Raw genomic sequence first — 15,438 nt, forward strand, 5'->3', positions numbered from 1 at the left:
CTCTTGTCGAGGGAAATCGGATGCCCGAGTTTTTTCTTCACTATTTCAATACGTTGAGCCACGGGCTCGTCGGCTACATTGTCCCGTTCCTGTTCGTCCTGACCATCGTCGTGTTCTTCCATGAACTCGGCCACTTCCTGGTCGCGCGCTGGGCCGGCGTGAAGGTTCTGACCTTCTCGCTTGGTTTCGGACCTGAGCTCGCCGGCTTCAATGACCGGCATGGCACGCGCTGGAAGATCTCTGCCATTCCGCTCGGCGGCTACGTCAAGTTCTTCGGCGACGATACCGAGGCGTCCACGCCCTCGACCGAAACGCTCGCTTCGATGACGGCCGAGGAGCGCGCTGGCAGCTTCCATCACAAGTCGGTCGGAAGGCGCGCTGCGATCGTCGCCGCCGGCCCGTTCGCCAACTTCATTCTGGCGATCGTGATCTTCACCTGCCTGTTCACCTTCTTCGGCAAGCCGAGCACCACCGCTCGCGTCGACAAGATCGAGGCCAGCAGCGCTGCGGCCGCGGCCGGGTTCCAGGTCGGCGACATCGTGACCGCGATCGACGGCTCGAAGATCGGCAGCTTCTCGGACATGCAGCGGATCGTCAGCATCCACGCCGGCGATACCCTGAACTTCACGGTCAAGCGGGGTGATTCGACCGTCGAGCTCCGCGGCACCCCGGAACTGCGTGAGGTCAAGGACCCGTTTGGCAACGTCCATAAGCTCGGCGTGCTCGGGATCACCCGCGCGACTTCGCCGGGCGACGCCGTCACCGAGAGGGTCGATCCCGCCACCGCGCTCTGGCTGGGCGTCAAGGAAACCTGGTTCGTGATCGACCGGACGCTGGCCTATATCGGCGGCGTCTTCACCGGCCGCGAGGCGGCCGACCAGGTCGGCGGTCCGCTGCGAATCGCCCAGATCTCGGGGCAGGTGGCGACCATCGGCGTAGGGGCATTGATTCACCTTGCTGCCGTACTGTCGATCTCGATCGGCCTGCTGAACTTGTTCCCGGTTCCATTGCTCGATGGCGGCCACCTGCTGTTTTATGCGGTGGAGGCCGTCCGTGGACGTCCGCTCTCGGAGCGGGCCCAGGAGATGGGGTTCCGGATTGGGCTCGGTTTGGTGCTGATGTTGATGGTATTTGCAACCTACAACGACATCCTGCATCTGGCCGCGTCCTGAAGTAGGCATTTTTGAGGCGTTGCCGATGGGCAACGTCTTGGAAGGAATTGGAAATACGGCTCCGTAGTAAGTTTGCCCGCGTGGCAAATTTGGTTACAAGCTGGGCTCAAGTTGGGAATCTGTCGGGCTGTTGGGGAATGGTTCGGCATCTGAAGGATAGGGCGCGTCGCGCATGATGTTGGGAATGCGAGTGAGGGGGGGCTTGTTCGCTGCCCTAGTCATGTTCGCCGTGCCGGTGGCTGCCACCTTGGCGGCCGTAGCTGTGTCTGCGCCTGCGGTCGCCCAGACCGTCAATTCGATCACGGTTGAGGGCAACCGGCGCGTCGAACTCGAGACGATCCGCTCGTATTTCCGGCCCGGCCCGGGCGGCCGGCTCAGCCAGGCTGATATCGACGACGGCCTCAAGGCGCTGATCGAGACCGGCCTGTTCCAGGACGTCCACATCGACAACCGCGGCGGACGAATCGTCGTGGTCGTGGTCGAGAACCCGGTGATCGGCCGCATCGCCTTCGAGGGCAACAAGAAGATCAAGGACGAGCAGCTTACGGCTGAAATCCAGTCCAAGCCGCGCGGCACCTTCTCGCGTCCGATGGTGCAGTCCGATTCGCTGCGAATCGCTGAGATCTATCGCCGGTCGGGCCGCTACGACGTGCGGGTCAATCCGCAGATCATCGAGCAGCCGAACAACCGCGTCGACCTGGTCTTCGAGGTCAATGAAGGCGTCAAGACCGGTGTCCGGTCGATCGAATTCATCGGCAACAGCGCCTATTCGGCCTCGCGCCTGCGCGACGTCATCAAGACGCGCGAATCGAACCTGCTCAGCTTCCTCGGTGGCAACGACGTCTACGATCCCGATCGCGTCGAGGCCGACCGCGACCTGATCCGCCGCTTCTATCTCAAGAACGGCTATGCCGACGTCCAGGTCGTTGCCGCGCTGACCGAATACGATCCCGACAAGAAGGGCTTCCTGGTCACCTTCAAGATCGAGGAAGGCCAGCAGTATCGCGTCGCCTCCGTGAACTTCACGTCGTCGATCTCGACGCTTGATCCGAACGCGCTGCGCTCGTGGTCGCGCGTCAATGTCGGCTCGCTCTACAACGCCGAGGCGCTGGAGAAGTCGGTCGAGGAGATGCAGATCGAGGCCTCGCGCCGCGGCTATGCCTTCGCCGTGGTGCGGCCGCGCGGCGACCGCAATTTCGAGAATCACACGGTGTCGATCACCTTTGCGATCGACGAGGGCCCGCGCACCTACATCGAGCGCATCAACGTCCGCGGCAACACCCGCACGCGCGACTACGTGATCCGCCGCGAATTCGACATCTCCGAGGGTGATGCCTACAACCGCGCGCTGGTCGATCGTGCCGAGCGCCGGCTGAAGAACCTCGACTTCTTCAAGAGCGTCAAGATCACCACCGAGCCGGGCTCCTCCAGCGATCGCGTCATCCTGATCGTCGATCTCGAAGAGAAGTCGACCGGCGACTTCTCGGTGTCGGGCGGCTACTCGACCACCGACGGTGCGCTGGCTGAAGTCAGTGTCTCCGAGCGCAACCTGCTCGGTCGAGGCCTGTTCGCCAAGGCGTCGGTGACCTACGGCCAGTATGCCCGCGGCTATTCGCTGTCGTTCGTCGAGCCCTATCTGCTCGACTACCGCGTCGCGCTCGGCCTCGACCTGTACCAGCGCCAGCAGCTGTCCAACAGCTACATCGCCTACGGCACCAAGACGCTGGGCTTCAGCCCGCGGCTCGGCTTCAGCCTCCGCGAAGATCTCTCGCTGCAGCTGCGTTACTCGATCTACCAGCAGGAAATCTCGCTGCCGTCGACGCTCAACAACTGTAACAACGTGCCGACGCTGGCAGACGGCAGCCCGAATCCTGCGTTCAATCCGAGCCCGGCCTACGCCAGCCTGAACGGCATCGACCTGACGTCGACCAACGGCCTCGGCTGCTTCTACGACGGCGAAGCCTCGCTACCCGTCCGCAAGGAACTGGCGGGTGGCAAGACGCTGACCTCGGCGCTGGGCTACACGCTGAACTACAACACCCTCGACAACAACAAGAACCCGACCGACGGCCTCCTGGTCGACTTCCGGCAGGACTTCGCGGGTGTCGGCGGCGATGTCAGCTACATCAAGACCGCGATCGACGCGAAGTACTACACCCCGCTGGTCTCGGACATCGTCGGCGTGATCCGTGCTCAGGGCGGTATCCTGAACAAGCTGGGCAGCAGCGAGCTGCGCATGCTGGATCACTTCCAGATGGGCCCGAACCTGGTCCGCGGCTTCGCGCCGAACGGCATCGGTCCGCGCGACATCAACCCCTACAGCACGCAGGACGCGATCGGCGGCACCAAGTACTGGGGCGTGTCGGCGGAACTGCAGATGCCGTTCTGGTTCCTGCCGAAGGAAGTCGGGCTCAAGGGCGCGGTCTACGCGGACGCCGGTGGTCTGTATGACTACCAGGGACCGACCTCGTGGGCGGCGACCGGCGAAGTCAATGTGCCCGGTTGTAAGCCGCCGACGCAGAACCCGGCGACCCCCGGCACCTGCCTTGGTTTGCAGTACAACGACAGCAAGGTGGTCCGCAGCTCGGTTGGTGTCGGCCTGATCTGGCAGTCACCGTTCGGCCCGCTGCGCTTCGACTATGCGATCCCGCTGACCAAGGGCCAGTACGACCGCACCCAGGAATTCCGGTTTGGCGGCGGTACCTCGTTCTAAGACCGTGTGTCGGCCGGACTGCGACGGATGGAATGGCGCAGCCGATCTTCTACAAGAGTCCTCCTTCGTCAACGCTGGCTGAGATCGCCGCGCTGACGAAGGCGCAATTGGTCGACCCCGCGAGGGGAGCGCAGGAGATCAGGGGGCTGGCTTCGCTCGACGAAGCCGGTCCGATGCATCTCGCCTTCTTCGACAATCTCAAATATGCCGACGAGCTCGCCGCGACCAAGGCCGGCGCCTGTCTGGTCCATCAGCGCTTCGAGGCGCAGGTGCCCGAGGGCGTCGCCGTGCTGCGCGCGACCAAGCCGTTCCACGCGTTCGTTGCGATCGCACGGGAGTGGCATGCGGACGCGCTGCGGCCGCAGTCCTGGTTCAATACCGAGGGCATCGCGCCGTCGGCGATCATCGATCCCACCGCGCGGCTCGAGGACGGCGTCATCGTCGATCCGCTGGTCGTGATCGGTCCGCGGGTCGAGATCGGCGCGGGCACCATCATCGGAGCCGGCGCGGTGATCGGGGCCGACGTCAAGATCGGCCGCGACTGCAATGTCGGCGCCAAGACCACCATCCAGTTCGCGCTGATCGGCAACAACGTCCTGATCCATCCGAGCTGCAATATCGGCCAGGATGGCTACGGCTTCATCTTCTTCGGGCCGTCGGGCCATGTGAAGGTGCCGCAAACCGGCCGCGTGCTGATCCAGAACAATGTCGAGGTCGGCGCCGGCTCGACCATCGACCGCGGCTCGCTGCGCGACACCGTGATCGGCGAGGGCACCAAAATCGACAATCAGGTCCAGATCGGCCACAATGTGACGATCGGCAGGCACTGCCTGCTGGCGGCCCAGATCGGGCTCGCGGGCAGCCTGACGATCGGCGACAATGTCGCGCTCGGCGCCAAGGTGGGCATCAACAACCACCTCACCATCGGCGACGGCGCGCAGGTCACCGCCATGAGCGCGGTCAAGGACGACATTCCACCCAATGGTCGCTGGGGCGGACATTTCGCCAAGCCGACCAAGCAGTGGTTCAGGGAAATCATCGCGGTGGAGCGCCTGGTGCGCGACAACGAAGCGAAGGGTAAGGAACAGGAGTGATGGAGGAGTCCCCGGTCAGGTTCGAGCTCGTGGATATCAACGATATCCTGAAGACGCTGCCGCACCGCTTTCCGATGCTGTTGATCGACCGGGTCATCAATATCCGCGCCGACTACAGCGGCATCGGCATCAAGAACGTCACCTTCAACGAGCCGCCGTTCCAGGGGCATTTCCCGGACCGTCCGGTCTATCCCGGCGTGATGATGATCGAGGCGATGGCCCAGACTGCCGGCGTGATCGGCATCAAATCGGTCGAGGGCACCGAGAAGCCGCGCGCGGTGTATTTCCTCACCATCGACAAGTGCAAGTTCCGCAAGCCGGTGATGCCCGGCGACACCATCGAGTACCACATGCGCTCGCTCGGCCGGCGCAAGACGATGTGGTGGTTTCACGGCGATGCCAAGGTCAACGGCCAGGTCGTGGCCGAGGCCGATGTCGGCGCGATGCTGACGGACTGAGTCGGCGAACTCACGACGTCCTGCAGGCGTAGCGGCCGTCGGCGCCCGCGATCCGCAACACCCGGTTGACGAAGATGCTCATTGACGGCGCGTTCATCAGCGCGTCGAAGGTCTCGAGCGGCACGCCGCAATATTGCTGGTAGTTGCCCCTGACCGCGACCAGCAGCGCGCGCTGGGCAGCGTCGTAGCAGACCCGCTGGACCATCGTGCTGCGATTGATGTCACGGCACTCGAACGTCGAGAGATCGATCCTGCCGCGGCGTCCGAGATCGACCGTCTCCGGTCCGACCGGGGCGGCGAGCAGGCTCAGGAGCAGCGTGGCGGCGCGGACCATGGACGGTAGCGACCCTGTTCGTTGCAACAGCTGGTCATGATACGTCACTGGACAGGGCGGGCAAAGTCGCGCTAACGACCCGCCGAGCCGGCGCCGTAGCACCTTGGCGCCGTTAACGAATTCCGGACCGCAATTGATATGAGCATGATCGATCCCACCGCGCGCATTGCCGATGGCGCCGTGATCGGGGCCGGCACCGAGATCGGTCCGTACTGCATCATCGGCCCCAACGCCGTGATCGGCGAGAACTGCAAGCTGCTGGGGCATGTCACGGTCAGCGGCCACACGACGGTCGGCGCCGGCTGCGTCATCTCGCCATTCGCCGCGCTCGGCGGGCCGCCGCAGGATCTCAGCTACCGCGGCGAGCCGACCCGGCTCGAGATCGGCGAGGCCTGCACGATCCGCGAAGGCGTCACGATGAACGTCGGCACCGTGAAAGGCGGCGGGCTGACCCGTGTCGGCAACCGCGGCTTCTTCATGAACAACAGCCATGTCGGGCACGACTGCAGCGTCGGCAACGACGTGATCTTCGCGACCTCGGCGACGCTCGGCGGCCACTGCGAGATCGGCGACTTCGTCTATATCGGCGGCCTGTCGGCGGTGCATCAGTTCACCCGCGTCGGCCCGCAGGTGATGATCGGCGGCGTCTGTGGCGTGCGCGGCGACATCATCCCGTTCGCCCTCGCCAACGGCCAGTACGCCGTGCTCGACGGCCTCAACATCATCGGCATGCGGCGGCGCCAGTTCACCAAGCAGCGGCTCGCCGCGGTGCGCGCGTTCTATCAGAAGCTGTTCCACGGCCCCGGCATCTTCGCCGAGCGGCTGGCCGCGGTGCAGCCGCTCGCCGGCGAGGATCCGGCGATCGCGGAGATCCTCGCCTTCATCGGCGGCGCCAAGCACCGCGCGCTCTGTCTTCCCGCCAACACCAACTGAGCTCGGGGATGGCCGCCAGCATGACGTCAGCGGCTTCCTCGGTCTCTTCACCGGTCGGCGTGATCGCCGGCGGCGGCGGCATGCCGTTCGCGGTGGCGGATTCGCTTGTCGCGCGCGGCATCACGCCGGTGCTGTTCGCGCTGCGCGGCGCCTGCGATCCCGCTCGCGTACAGAAGTTTCGGCATCGCTGGATCTCGGTCGGCCAACTCGGGCGGGCGACCCGGCTGTTCCGCGACGAGGGCTGCCGCGACCTGATCTTCATCGGCACCCTGGTGCGCCCGGCGCTGTCAGAGATCCGGCTCGACTGGGGCACGCTGCGCCTGCTCGGCCATGTCATGCGGGCGTTCCGCGGCGGTGACGATCACCTGCTGTCGGGCGTCGGCCGCATCCTCGAGCAGCAGGGCTTCCGCATGGTCGGGATCAAGGACGTCGCGCCCGACCTGCTGATGCCGGAGGGCGCGATCACGCGCGCCGTTCCCGATGGTGATGCGCTCGCCGACATCGCGCGCGGACGCGGCGTGCTCGACGCGCTCGGTCCGTTCGACATCGGGCAGGCCGCCGTCGTGATCGACGGCCATGTAGTTGCCGTCGAGGACATCGAGGGCACCGACGGGTTGCTCGCGCGCGTGGCGCGCCTGCGCGCCGACGGCCGGATTCGCGCCAAGGCCGGCCGCGGCGTGCTGGTGAAGGCGCCGAAGAGCAAACAGGACCTGCGGTTCGATTTGCCGACCATCGGCCCGCGGACGGTCGAGGGCGCGGCCGGCGCAGGGATCGCGGGGATCGCCGTGATCGCCGGCAACACGCTCGCGGCCGAGCCGCAGGCCCTGATCGAGACCGCCGACGCCAGGGGGCTGTTCGTCATCGGGCTGGCCGGCTGATGCCCCCGCGCAGTCCCAGCACCGGCCGCAAGATATTCCTGATCGCGACCGAGGAGTCCGGCGACCGGCTCGGCGCCGCGCTGATGAAGGTGCTGCGTCAGCGGCTCGGCGATACCGTGCAGTTCGCCGGTGTCGGCGGCCGGATGATGACGCGCGAAGGCATCACGCCGCTGTTCCCGATCGAAGAGCTCTCGATCATGGGCTTTGCCGCTGTCGTGAAGCAGCTGCCCAAGATCTTGCAGTTGATCCGCCGTACCGCGGACGCGGTGCTCGATGATGCGCCCGACATGCTCGTCATCATCGACAGCCCCGATTTCACCCATCGCGTCGCCCGCCGGGTCCGCGCGCGCAACCCGAACATTCCGATCGTCGATTATGTGTCGCCGTCGGTCTGGGCCTGGCGGCCGGGCAGGGCGCGCGCGATGCGGCGCTATGTCGACCATGTGCTGGCGCTGCTGCCGTTCGAGCCGGAGGAATATCGCAAGCTGCGCGGCCCGCCATGCAGCTATGTCGGCCATCCGCTGGTCGAGCAGCTCGCGTCGCTGCGGCCGAACGCCGAGGAGCAGAAGCGGCGCGATGCCGAGCCGCCGGTCCTCCTTGTGTTGCCGGGAAGCCGGCGCAGCGAGATCAGGCATCATCTGGCGCTGTTCGGTGCCGCGCTCGGCCAGCTCGACCGGAGAACCACGTTCGAGCTCGTGCTTCCGACCACGCCGCATCTCGAGAAGATGGTGCATGACGGCGTCGCGGGATGGCCGGTGGTGCCGCGGATCGCGGTCGGCGAGATCGAGAAGCGCGCCGCGTTCCGTCTCGCCCGCGCCGCGCTGGCGAAGTCCGGCACCGTGACACTGGAGCTCGCGCTGGCGGGGATTCCGATGGTGACGGCCTATCGCGTCGGCGCCGCGGAGGCATTCATCCTGCGCCGCGCGATCCAGGTGTCGTCGGTGATCCTTGCCAATCTCGTGATCGGCGATGAGGTGATCCCGGAGTTCCTGCAGGAGAACTGCACGCCGGACAAGCTGGCGCAGGCGCTCGGCGAAATCCTCGCCGACACGCCCGCGCGCCGGCGGCAGGTCGCGGCGTTCGCGACCCTCGATGCAAAGATGTCGACCGGCGACCAGCCGCCGAGTGTCCATGCCGCCGACATCGTGTTGGCAACGATGGCACGGCGATCCGGCTAGACTGGTTTGATCGCCTTTGCTCTTTTGTCCGCCGACGGCGGAGGGAATCCTCCGTCGCGGAGGCGCGTTGCCAAAATGCGGAAAACAACCCCATGCAAAGTAGCCGGCGGCGGCCGACGGTCGCCACGGCAACTTGACACGTCGGGCAACTCAGTCATATTATTCCAATATTCCGAAATTTTGTACTGCCCGCACCGGAACAGCTCGATGCGGCGAGCGGCAACCGGCCGCAGCGGTTCCGCTTGCATCAGATAATTAGGCTGTACTAATATTAGCTAATTCTAATATTTGGAGTCGCCCATGAAGATCGATCCAATCGCCTATGTCGGTGCCGTCGTTCGCGAGGTTGCCTTCGGGGAGCGCGACGGCAAGCCGACGCGGGCTGTCATCGCGACCCGCGGCTATGACACCGACATCGACGATCTCTGGGATGCGCTGACCAACCCCGAGCGCATTCCGCGCTGGTTCCTGCCTATTTCCGGCGATCTGAGGCTCGGCGGCCGCTACAAGTTCGAGGGTCAGGCGGGCGGCGAGATCAGGAGATGCGAGCCGCCGCGCCGGCTCGCCGTCACCTGGGAGGCGATGGGCAGCGTCAGCTGGGTCACCGTGACGTTGGCCGAGGACGGCGCCGAGCGCACCCGTCTCGAACTGGAGCATGTTGCTGTCGTCGAGGGCGAGTTCTGGGATCGCTACGGGCCCGGCGCTGTCGGCGTCGGTTGGGATCTCGCTTTGCTCGGGCTCGCGCTCTACCTTGCCACGCCGCCGGGCGAGGCATTCGACCGCGCCGCCGCGTCGGCATGGCCGGCCTCCGACGACGGCAAGGATTTCATCCGCCGCAGTAGCTCGGACTGGTCCCGGGCCTCGATCGCTGCCGGCACGGACGAGGTCGCAGCGCGCAGGGCAGCGGCCAACACCACGGCGTTCTATTGCGGCGAGCCGGAGCCGGGGAGCGGAGGCTAGCGAACATTGCACGCGTTCGACATTCTCGGCGATCCCGTCCGCCGGCGCATCCTCGAGCTACTCGCGACCGGCGAGCATAGTTCGGGCGACATCGTCGTCGTCGTGCAGCGTGAATTCGGCATCACCCAGTCGGCGGTGTCGCAGCAACTGAGGGTGCTGCGCGACGCCGGTTTCGCATCGGTCCGCGCCGACGGCACCCGCCGCATCTATGCGGTCGAGCCGCGGCGGCTGCGCGAGGTCGACGACTGGCTCGACCGCTTCAGGGCATTCTGGCTGCCGAAGCTGGACGCGCTCGCGACCGAGGTTGCGCGCGGCAAACGAAAACGGCGCCATCAGGACTGATGGCGCCGTTCCGGATCGGGTATCGAGTACGACTTACTTGCGCTTGTCGATCGCGACGTAGTCGCGGCGCGCGACGCCGGTGTAGAGCTGGCGCGGACGGCCGATCTTCTGCTGCGGATCCTCGATCATCTCGCTCCACTGGCTGATCCAGCCGACGGTGCGGGCGACCGCGAACAGCACGGTGAACATCGACACCGGCAGGCCCATCGCCTTCAGCGTGATGCCCGAGTAGAAGTCGACGTTCGGGTAGAGCTTGCGGTCGATGAAGTAGGGGTCGTTGAGCGCGATCTTCTCGAGCTCGAGCGCGACCTTGAGCATCGGATCGTCGCCGTGCCCGGTCTCCTTGAGCACCGCGTGACACATCTTCTGCATGATCTTGGCGCGCGGGTCGTAGTTCTTGTAGACGCGGTGGCCGAAGCCCATCAGGCGGACTTCGCTGTTCTTGTCCTTCACCTTGGCGATGAAGTCCGGAATGTTCTCCACCTTGCCGATGCCGTAGAGCATGTTGAGCGCGGCTTCGTTGGCGCCGCCATGCGCCGGGCCCCACAGGCAGGCGATGCCGGCCGCGATGCAGGCGAACGGATTGGCGCCCGACGAGCCGGCGATGCGCACGGTCGAGGTCGAGGCGTTCTGCTCATGGTCGGCGTGCAGGATCAGGATCTTGTCCAGCGCGTCGGCGAGCACCGGATTGATCTTGTAGTCCTCGCAGGGCACCGCGAAGCACATGTTGAGGAAGTTCTCGGCAAACGAGAGCGAGTTCTTCGGATACACGAAGGGCTGGCCGACCGTGTACTTGTAGGCCATCGCCGCCAGCGTCGGGATCTTCGCGATCATCCGGATCGAGGCGATCATCCGCTGCTTCGGATCGTTGATGTCGGTGGAGTCGTGATAGAACGCGGCGAGCGCGCCGACTGCTGCGACCATGATCGCCATCGGGTGGGCGTCGCGGCGGAAGCCCTGGAAGAAGCGGGCCATCTGCTCGTGCACCATGGTGTGGTGCATGACGGTGTAATCGAATTCCTTCTTCTGCGCCGGGGTCGGAAGCTCCCCGTAGAGCAGCAGATAGCAGGTCTCGAGGAAGTCGCCTTGCTCGGCGAGCTGCTCGATCGGATAGCCACGGTATTCGAGGACACCGGCGTCGCCGTCGATGTAGGTGATCTTGGACTGGCAGCTGCCGGTCGAAGTGAAGCCCGGATCGTAGGTGAACACGCCGGCCTGGCCGTAGAGCTTGGCGATGTCGATGACATCAGGCCCAACCGTGCCGCTCAGGATCGGGAAATCGTAATTCTTGTTGCCGATGGTGAGTGTGGCTGTCTTGCTGGATTTTGCGTCCATCGTGATATCCCCGATGAATTCGTTGCGAAAACCGACCTTGCCCAGTCGCTAATTTGCGGCCCGTGGCGGGGCGGAACGGCTTGTGGAGAAAGCGTCCGGGATTGGGTAGCTCATTGCCATGTGCGCTGCAAGATGGACCCTGGGTGGGGTCCATGCAGGATCATGCCGCCTGATCGGCGAGGCGGGCGAGGCACTCCTGGCGTCCCAGCACCGCCAGGACGTCGAATATACCAGGCGAGGTCGTGCGGCCGGTCAACGCCACCCGCAGCGGCTGCGCGACTGCGCCGAGTTTCAGATTGTTCTGCTCGGCGAAATTCCGCATGGCGGCCTCGGTGGTTTCCGCGGTCCAGTCGTTGACGGCCTCGAGCGCGGTGCGCAGGCGGCCGATCAATGCCCGCGTTTCCGGCGTCAGCAGCGCCGCCGCCTTCGGATCGAGCTCGAGCGGACGGTCGGCGAAGATGAAATAGGCGCCCGAGATCAGCTCGATCAGCGTCTTGGCGCGCTCCTTCAGACTCGGCATCGCCCGCAGCAATTGCGCGCGCGTGGTGTCGTTGAGCTTGGCCTTCAGCGCCGCACCCTCGGGAATATAGTCCAGCACGCTCTCGAACTGGGTCACGAGGGATTGATCGTCGCTCTGGCGGATATAGTGACCGTTGAGGTTCTCCAGCTTGGCGAAATCGAACCGCGCCGCCGAGCGACCGATGCCGGAGAGGTCGAACGCCTCGATCATTTCCTGCGTCGAGAAGATCTCCTGATCGCCGTGGCTCCAGCCGAGCCGGACCAGATAGTTGCGCAGCGCGGCCGGCAGGTAGCCCAGCGCGCGGTAGGCATCGACGCCGAGCGCGCCGTGGCGCTTCGACAGTTTCGAGCCGTCCGGACCGTGGATCAGCGGGATGTGGGACATGCTCGGCAGCTCCCACTCCAGCGCGTCGTAGATCTGCTTCTGGCGCGCGGCGTTGATCAGGTGATCGTCGCCGCGGATGATGTGGGTGACGCCCATGTCGTGGTCATCGACCACCACCGCGAGCATGTAGGTCGGGGTGCCGTCGCCGCGCAGCAGGACGAGATCGTCGAGGTTCTCGTTCTGCCAGACCACGCGGCCCTGCACCTGGTCCTCGATCACGGTCTCGCCGGTCTGCGGCGCCTTCAGGCGGATGGTCGGCTTGATACCGGAGGGCGCCGTCGCCGGATCGCGGTCGCGCCACATGCCGTCATAGAGGCGGGTGCGGCCCTCGGCGCGCGCCTTCTCGCGCATCGCGGTGAGCTCCTCCGGCGAGGCGTAGCAGTAGTAGGCGCGCCCGGCGGCGAGCAGGCTCTCGGCGACCTCGCGATGGCGGGCGGCGCGGCTGAACTGGTAGATGACGTCGTCATCCCAATCGAGCTCGAGCCACTTCAGGCCGTCCAGGATGGCGGTGATCGCCTCCGTGGTCGAACGCTCGCGATCGGTGTCCTCGATCCGGAGCAGCATCTTGCCGCCATGCTTCCTGGCGAACAGCCAGTTGAACAATGCGGTGCGGCCACCTCCGATGTGGAGGAAGCCGGTCGGCGACGGAGCGAAGCGCGTAACGATCGGAGACGAGGTCATTCGACGATGGGTAACCCAATTTAAGAGCCGGGCGACCGTGTATCATAGCCGGGGGAGACTTAGCCAATGCTAATCCAGGTCGTTCATAGCCATCCGCTCGAGGACAGCTTCAACCATGCGCTCTTCCGGACCATCGTCGAGACACTGCGGCGCCGGCACGAGGTGATCGCGACCGATCTCGATCGCGAGCAGTTCTCGCCGGTCATGACGGCGGCCGAACGGCGGAGCTATTACCAGGGCCCGTATGCGGAGCAGGTGGTAGCGCGGCTGATCGGCGATCTCAGGCGGGCCGACGGCATCATCTTCTGCTTTCCGCATTGGTGGTTTTCGATGCCCGCCATGCTCAAGGGCTATTTCGACCGGGTCTGGGCGCCGGGAACCGCGTTCGCCCACGATCTGGCCGGGGCGCGGATCAAGCCGCTGCTGACCAACATCCGCATGTTCGGCGTGGTGACGACCTACGGCTCGCCCTGGTGGCTGACCCGGATCGTGATGCAGGACCCCGGCCGCAAGGTGCTGTTCCGAGCCCTCAAGCCGATGTGTGGCGGAGCCGTCCAATCGTTCTATATGGCTCATTACGACATGGACCGCTCCACGCCGGCCTCCCGGGCGGCGTTCATCGAGCGGGTACGGGCCAGGGTCGCCGGGCTATGATCGGGCAGGCAAGGGGCTTGGGTAGACGGGGCTTGGCCGGACCGCGCGAATTTGGCAGAAGGCAACTAAATCCAATGGGAACCCTTTGATGACGACTGACACGGCGACGGCAGAGGCAGGGCGCGACTTCATCCGCGACATCGTCCAGGCCGATCTCTCCTCCCACAAGCACGGCCGGATCGTGACGCGCTTCCCGCCGGAGCCGAACGGCTACCTGCATATCGGACACGCCAAGTCGATTGCCCTGAACTTCGGCATCGCCCAGGAGTTCGGCGGCCAGTGCAATCTGCGCTTCGACGACACCAATCCGACCAGGGAGGAGCAGGAGTACATCGACTCCATCCAGGCCGATGTGCACTGGCTCGGCTACGACTGGGGCAAGAACCTGTTCTACGCCTCCGACTATTTCGAGCGCCTCTACGATTGGGCCGAGGGCCTGATCAAGGCCGGCTACGCCTATGTCGACGATCAGTCGCAGGAGCAGATCCGCACTTCCCGCGGCACGCTGACCGAGCCTGGCAAGAACTCGCCGTTCCGCGACCGTTCGGTGGACGAGAACCTCGACCTGTTCTGCCGCATGAAGGCCGGCGAGTTTCCGAACGGCACCCGCGTGCTGCGCGCGAAGATCGACATGGCGTCCGGCAACATCAACCTGCGCGATCCCGTGCTGTACCGCATCCTGCACGCCCATCATCCGCGCACCGGCGACAAATGGTCGATCTACCCGAGCTACGACTATGCCCACGGCCAGTCGGACGCGATCGAGGGCATCACCCATTCGATCTGCACGCTGGAGTTCGAGGATCATCGCCCGCTCTATGAGTGGCTGCTCGACAAGCTGCCGGTGCCCTCGAAGCCACGCCAGTATGAAATGGCGCGGCTGAACCTGACCTACACGCTGCTGTCCAAGCGCGTGCTGACCCAGCTCGTGCGCGACGGCCATGTTTCGGGCTGGGATGATCCGCGGATGCCGACCATCGCCGGGCTGAAGCGGCGCGGCGTGCCGCCGGCCGCGGTGCGCGAATTCATCAAGCGTATCGGCGTCGCCAAGGCGAACAGCGTGGTCGATGTCGGCATGCTCGAATTCTGCATCCGCGAGGAGCTGAACCGCACCGCGCTGCGCCGCATGGCGGTGCTGCGGCCGCTCAAGGTCGTGATCGAGAATTATCCGGAAGGGCAGGTCGAGGAGCTCGAGGCGATCAATCATCCCGACAATCCGGAGGCCGGCAGCCGCAAGATCGCGTTCGGCCGCGAGCTCTATATCGAGCAAGACGATTTCATGGAGAACCCGCCGAAGAAGTTCTTCCGCCTGTCGCCGGGCAACGAGGTGCGGCTGCGCTATGCCTACTTCATCAAGTGCACGAGCGTGGTGAAGAACGATGCCGGGGAGATCGTCGAGCTGCGCTGCACGTATGATCCGGCGACCAAGGGCGGCAACGCGCCCGACGGCCGCAAGGTCAAGGCGACGATGCACTGGCTTTCGGCGGCGCAGTCGAAGCCGGCGGAGATCCGCGTCTACAGCCAGCTCTTCGCCAACCCGAGCCCCGACGCCGGCAACTTCGCTGCCGACCTCAATCCGCAGTCGCTGGAAGTGCTGACCGATGCGCGGGTCGAGCCTGCGATCGCCGAGGGCAATTCGCCGGATGCGATGCAGTTCGAGCGGCAGGGCTATTTCGTGCGCGACAAGGATTCGACGCCGGACAAGCTCGTGTTCAACCGCACCATCGGCCTGCGCGACACCTTCGCGAAGGAAGTGGGCGGCAAGGGCTAAGGCGTCCAGTTCGGACAATCAACGGAGGCGA

Annotated in this window: 14 protein-coding genes; 11 read left to right on the forward strand and 3 right to left on the reverse strand. The window is 65.2% G+C overall.

Annotation, left to right across the window (positions count from 1 at the left end; all coding sequences use genetic code 11):
• Positions 1-20 precede the first annotated feature (20 nt).
• The 4 genes from JQ633_RS19225 (at position 21) to fabZ (ending at position 5,437) form a co-directional block, all read left to right on the forward strand.
• Complete coding sequence (locus tag JQ633_RS19225; protein ID WP_211986623.1) at positions 21-1,172, forward strand: M50 family metallopeptidase; 1,152 nt, start codon at positions 21-23, stop codon at positions 1,170-1,172.
• A 172-nt stretch (positions 1,173-1,344) separates the two neighbouring features.
• Positions 1,345-3,885: an outer membrane protein assembly factor BamA gene (gene bamA / locus JQ633_RS19230; RefSeq protein ID WP_211986624.1), complete on the forward strand. Its 2,541-nt coding sequence runs from the start codon at positions 1,345-1,347 to the stop codon at positions 3,883-3,885.
• Between the two features lie 32 nt (positions 3,886-3,917).
• A complete protein-coding gene (gene lpxD, locus JQ633_RS19235) occupies positions 3,918-4,979 on the forward strand; it encodes a UDP-3-O-(3-hydroxymyristoyl)glucosamine N-acyltransferase (RefSeq protein ID WP_211986625.1) in 1,062 nt (353 codons plus the stop codon).
• The gene (gene fabZ / locus JQ633_RS19240) at positions 4,979-5,437 is read left to right on the forward strand and encodes a 3-hydroxyacyl-ACP dehydratase FabZ (protein WP_211986626.1); all 459 of its coding nucleotides are present in this window, start codon (positions 4,979-4,981) and stop codon (positions 5,435-5,437) included. The genes lpxD and fabZ overlap by 1 nt, the downstream gene beginning before the upstream one ends.
• Positions 5,438-5,447: 10 nt before the next feature.
• On the opposite strand, the gene JQ633_RS19245 is transcribed toward fabZ, so the two are convergent.
• Positions 5,448-5,771, reverse strand: coding sequence for a KTSC domain-containing protein (locus tag JQ633_RS19245; protein ID WP_211986627.1), 324 nt, complete (start codon positions 5,769-5,771; stop codon positions 5,448-5,450).
• 138 nt (positions 5,772-5,909) lie between these two features.
• Here JQ633_RS19245 and lpxA point away from each other — a divergent pair, with 138 nt between their 5' ends.
• The 5 genes from lpxA to JQ633_RS19270 all read left to right on the forward strand — a co-directional run bounded on the left by lpxA (position 5,910) and on the right by JQ633_RS19270 (position 10,062).
• Positions 5,910-6,704, forward strand: coding sequence for an acyl-ACP--UDP-N-acetylglucosamine O-acyltransferase (lpxA, locus tag JQ633_RS19250; protein ID WP_211986628.1), 795 nt, complete (start codon positions 5,910-5,912; stop codon positions 6,702-6,704).
• A gap of 20 nt (positions 6,705-6,724) precedes the next feature.
• Positions 6,725-7,582: an LpxI family protein gene (locus tag JQ633_RS19255; protein WP_211986629.1), complete on the forward strand. Its 858-nt coding sequence runs from the start codon at positions 6,725-6,727 to the stop codon at positions 7,580-7,582.
• A complete protein-coding gene (gene lpxB / locus JQ633_RS19260) occupies positions 7,582-8,760 on the forward strand; it encodes a lipid-A-disaccharide synthase (RefSeq protein ID WP_211986630.1) in 1,179 nt (392 codons plus the stop codon). Before JQ633_RS19255 ends, lpxB begins: the two co-directional genes overlap by 1 nt.
• 300 nt (positions 8,761-9,060) lie before the next feature.
• Positions 9,061-9,720, forward strand: coding sequence for an SRPBCC family protein (locus tag JQ633_RS19265; RefSeq protein ID WP_211986631.1), 660 nt, complete (start codon positions 9,061-9,063; stop codon positions 9,718-9,720).
• Between the two features lie 6 nt (positions 9,721-9,726).
• Positions 9,727-10,062: an ArsR/SmtB family transcription factor gene (locus JQ633_RS19270; RefSeq protein WP_211986632.1), complete on the forward strand. Its 336-nt coding sequence runs from the start codon at positions 9,727-9,729 to the stop codon at positions 10,060-10,062.
• A 33-nt stretch (positions 10,063-10,095) separates the two neighbouring features.
• Here the strand turns inward: JQ633_RS19270 and gltA are convergent, their stop codons facing one another.
• Positions 10,096-11,397, reverse strand: a complete 1,302-nt coding sequence (gene gltA, locus JQ633_RS19275) for a citrate synthase (protein WP_211986633.1) — start codon at positions 11,395-11,397, stop codon at positions 10,096-10,098.
• 160 nt (positions 11,398-11,557) lie between these two features.
• Positions 11,558-12,982 (reverse strand): glutamate--tRNA ligase, encoded by a 1,425-nt coding sequence (gltX, locus tag JQ633_RS19280; protein ID WP_211986634.1) that lies wholly within the window; start codon positions 12,980-12,982, stop codon positions 11,558-11,560.
• A gap of 66 nt (positions 12,983-13,048) precedes the next feature.
• On the opposite strand from gltX, the gene JQ633_RS19285 reads away from it, so the two are divergent.
• Positions 13,049-13,636, forward strand: coding sequence for an NAD(P)H-dependent oxidoreductase (locus JQ633_RS19285; protein ID WP_211986635.1), 588 nt, complete (start codon positions 13,049-13,051; stop codon positions 13,634-13,636).
• Between the two features lie 88 nt (positions 13,637-13,724).
• Positions 13,725-15,407 carry a glutamine--tRNA ligase/YqeY domain fusion protein gene (locus JQ633_RS19290; RefSeq protein ID WP_211986636.1) on the forward strand — a complete coding sequence of 561 codons (1,683 nt, stop codon included), beginning with the start codon at positions 13,725-13,727 and terminating at the stop codon, positions 15,405-15,407.
• The last annotated feature ends 31 nt before the right edge of the window (positions 15,408-15,438 follow it).

Origin of the sequence: Bradyrhizobium tropiciagri, from assembly GCF_018130505.1 — a bacterium.
In the GTDB taxonomy this organism is placed as follows: domain Bacteria; phylum Pseudomonadota; class Alphaproteobacteria; order Rhizobiales; family Xanthobacteraceae; genus Bradyrhizobium; species Bradyrhizobium tropiciagri_B.

What these genes read in the sequence shown, in the direction of transcription:
- JQ633_RS19225 (WP_211986623.1), top strand. Translation starts at nt 21, where the DNA reads ATGCCCGAGTTTTTTCTTCACTATTTCAATACGTTGAGCCACGGGCTC.
- bamA (WP_211986624.1), top strand. Translation starts at nt 1,345, where the DNA reads ATGATGTTGGGAATGCGAGTGAGGGGGGGCTTGTTCGCTGCCCTAGTC.
- lpxD (WP_211986625.1), top strand. Translation starts at nt 3,918, where the DNA reads ATGGCGCAGCCGATCTTCTACAAGAGTCCTCCTTCGTCAACGCTGGCT.
- fabZ (WP_211986626.1), top strand. Translation starts at nt 4,979, where the DNA reads ATGGAGGAGTCCCCGGTCAGGTTCGAGCTCGTGGATATCAACGATATC.
- JQ633_RS19245 (WP_211986627.1), bottom strand. Translation starts at nt 5,771, where the DNA reads ATGGTCCGCGCCGCCACGCTGCTCCTGAGCCTGCTCGCCGCCCCGGTC.
- lpxA (WP_211986628.1), top strand. Translation starts at nt 5,910, where the DNA reads ATGAGCATGATCGATCCCACCGCGCGCATTGCCGATGGCGCCGTGATC.
- JQ633_RS19255 (WP_211986629.1), top strand. Translation starts at nt 6,725, where the DNA reads ATGACGTCAGCGGCTTCCTCGGTCTCTTCACCGGTCGGCGTGATCGCC.
- lpxB (WP_211986630.1), top strand. Translation starts at nt 7,582, where the DNA reads ATGCCCCCGCGCAGTCCCAGCACCGGCCGCAAGATATTCCTGATCGCG.
- JQ633_RS19265 (WP_211986631.1), top strand. Translation starts at nt 9,061, where the DNA reads ATGAAGATCGATCCAATCGCCTATGTCGGTGCCGTCGTTCGCGAGGTT.
- gltA (WP_211986633.1), bottom strand. Translation starts at nt 11,397, where the DNA reads ATGGACGCAAAATCCAGCAAGACAGCCACACTCACCATCGGCAACAAG.
- gltX (WP_211986634.1), bottom strand. Translation starts at nt 12,982, where the DNA reads ATGACCTCGTCTCCGATCGTTACGCGCTTCGCTCCGTCGCCGACCGGC.
- JQ633_RS19285 (WP_211986635.1), top strand. Translation starts at nt 13,049, where the DNA reads ATGCTAATCCAGGTCGTTCATAGCCATCCGCTCGAGGACAGCTTCAAC.
- JQ633_RS19290 (WP_211986636.1), top strand. Translation starts at nt 13,725, where the DNA reads ATGACGACTGACACGGCGACGGCAGAGGCAGGGCGCGACTTCATCCGC.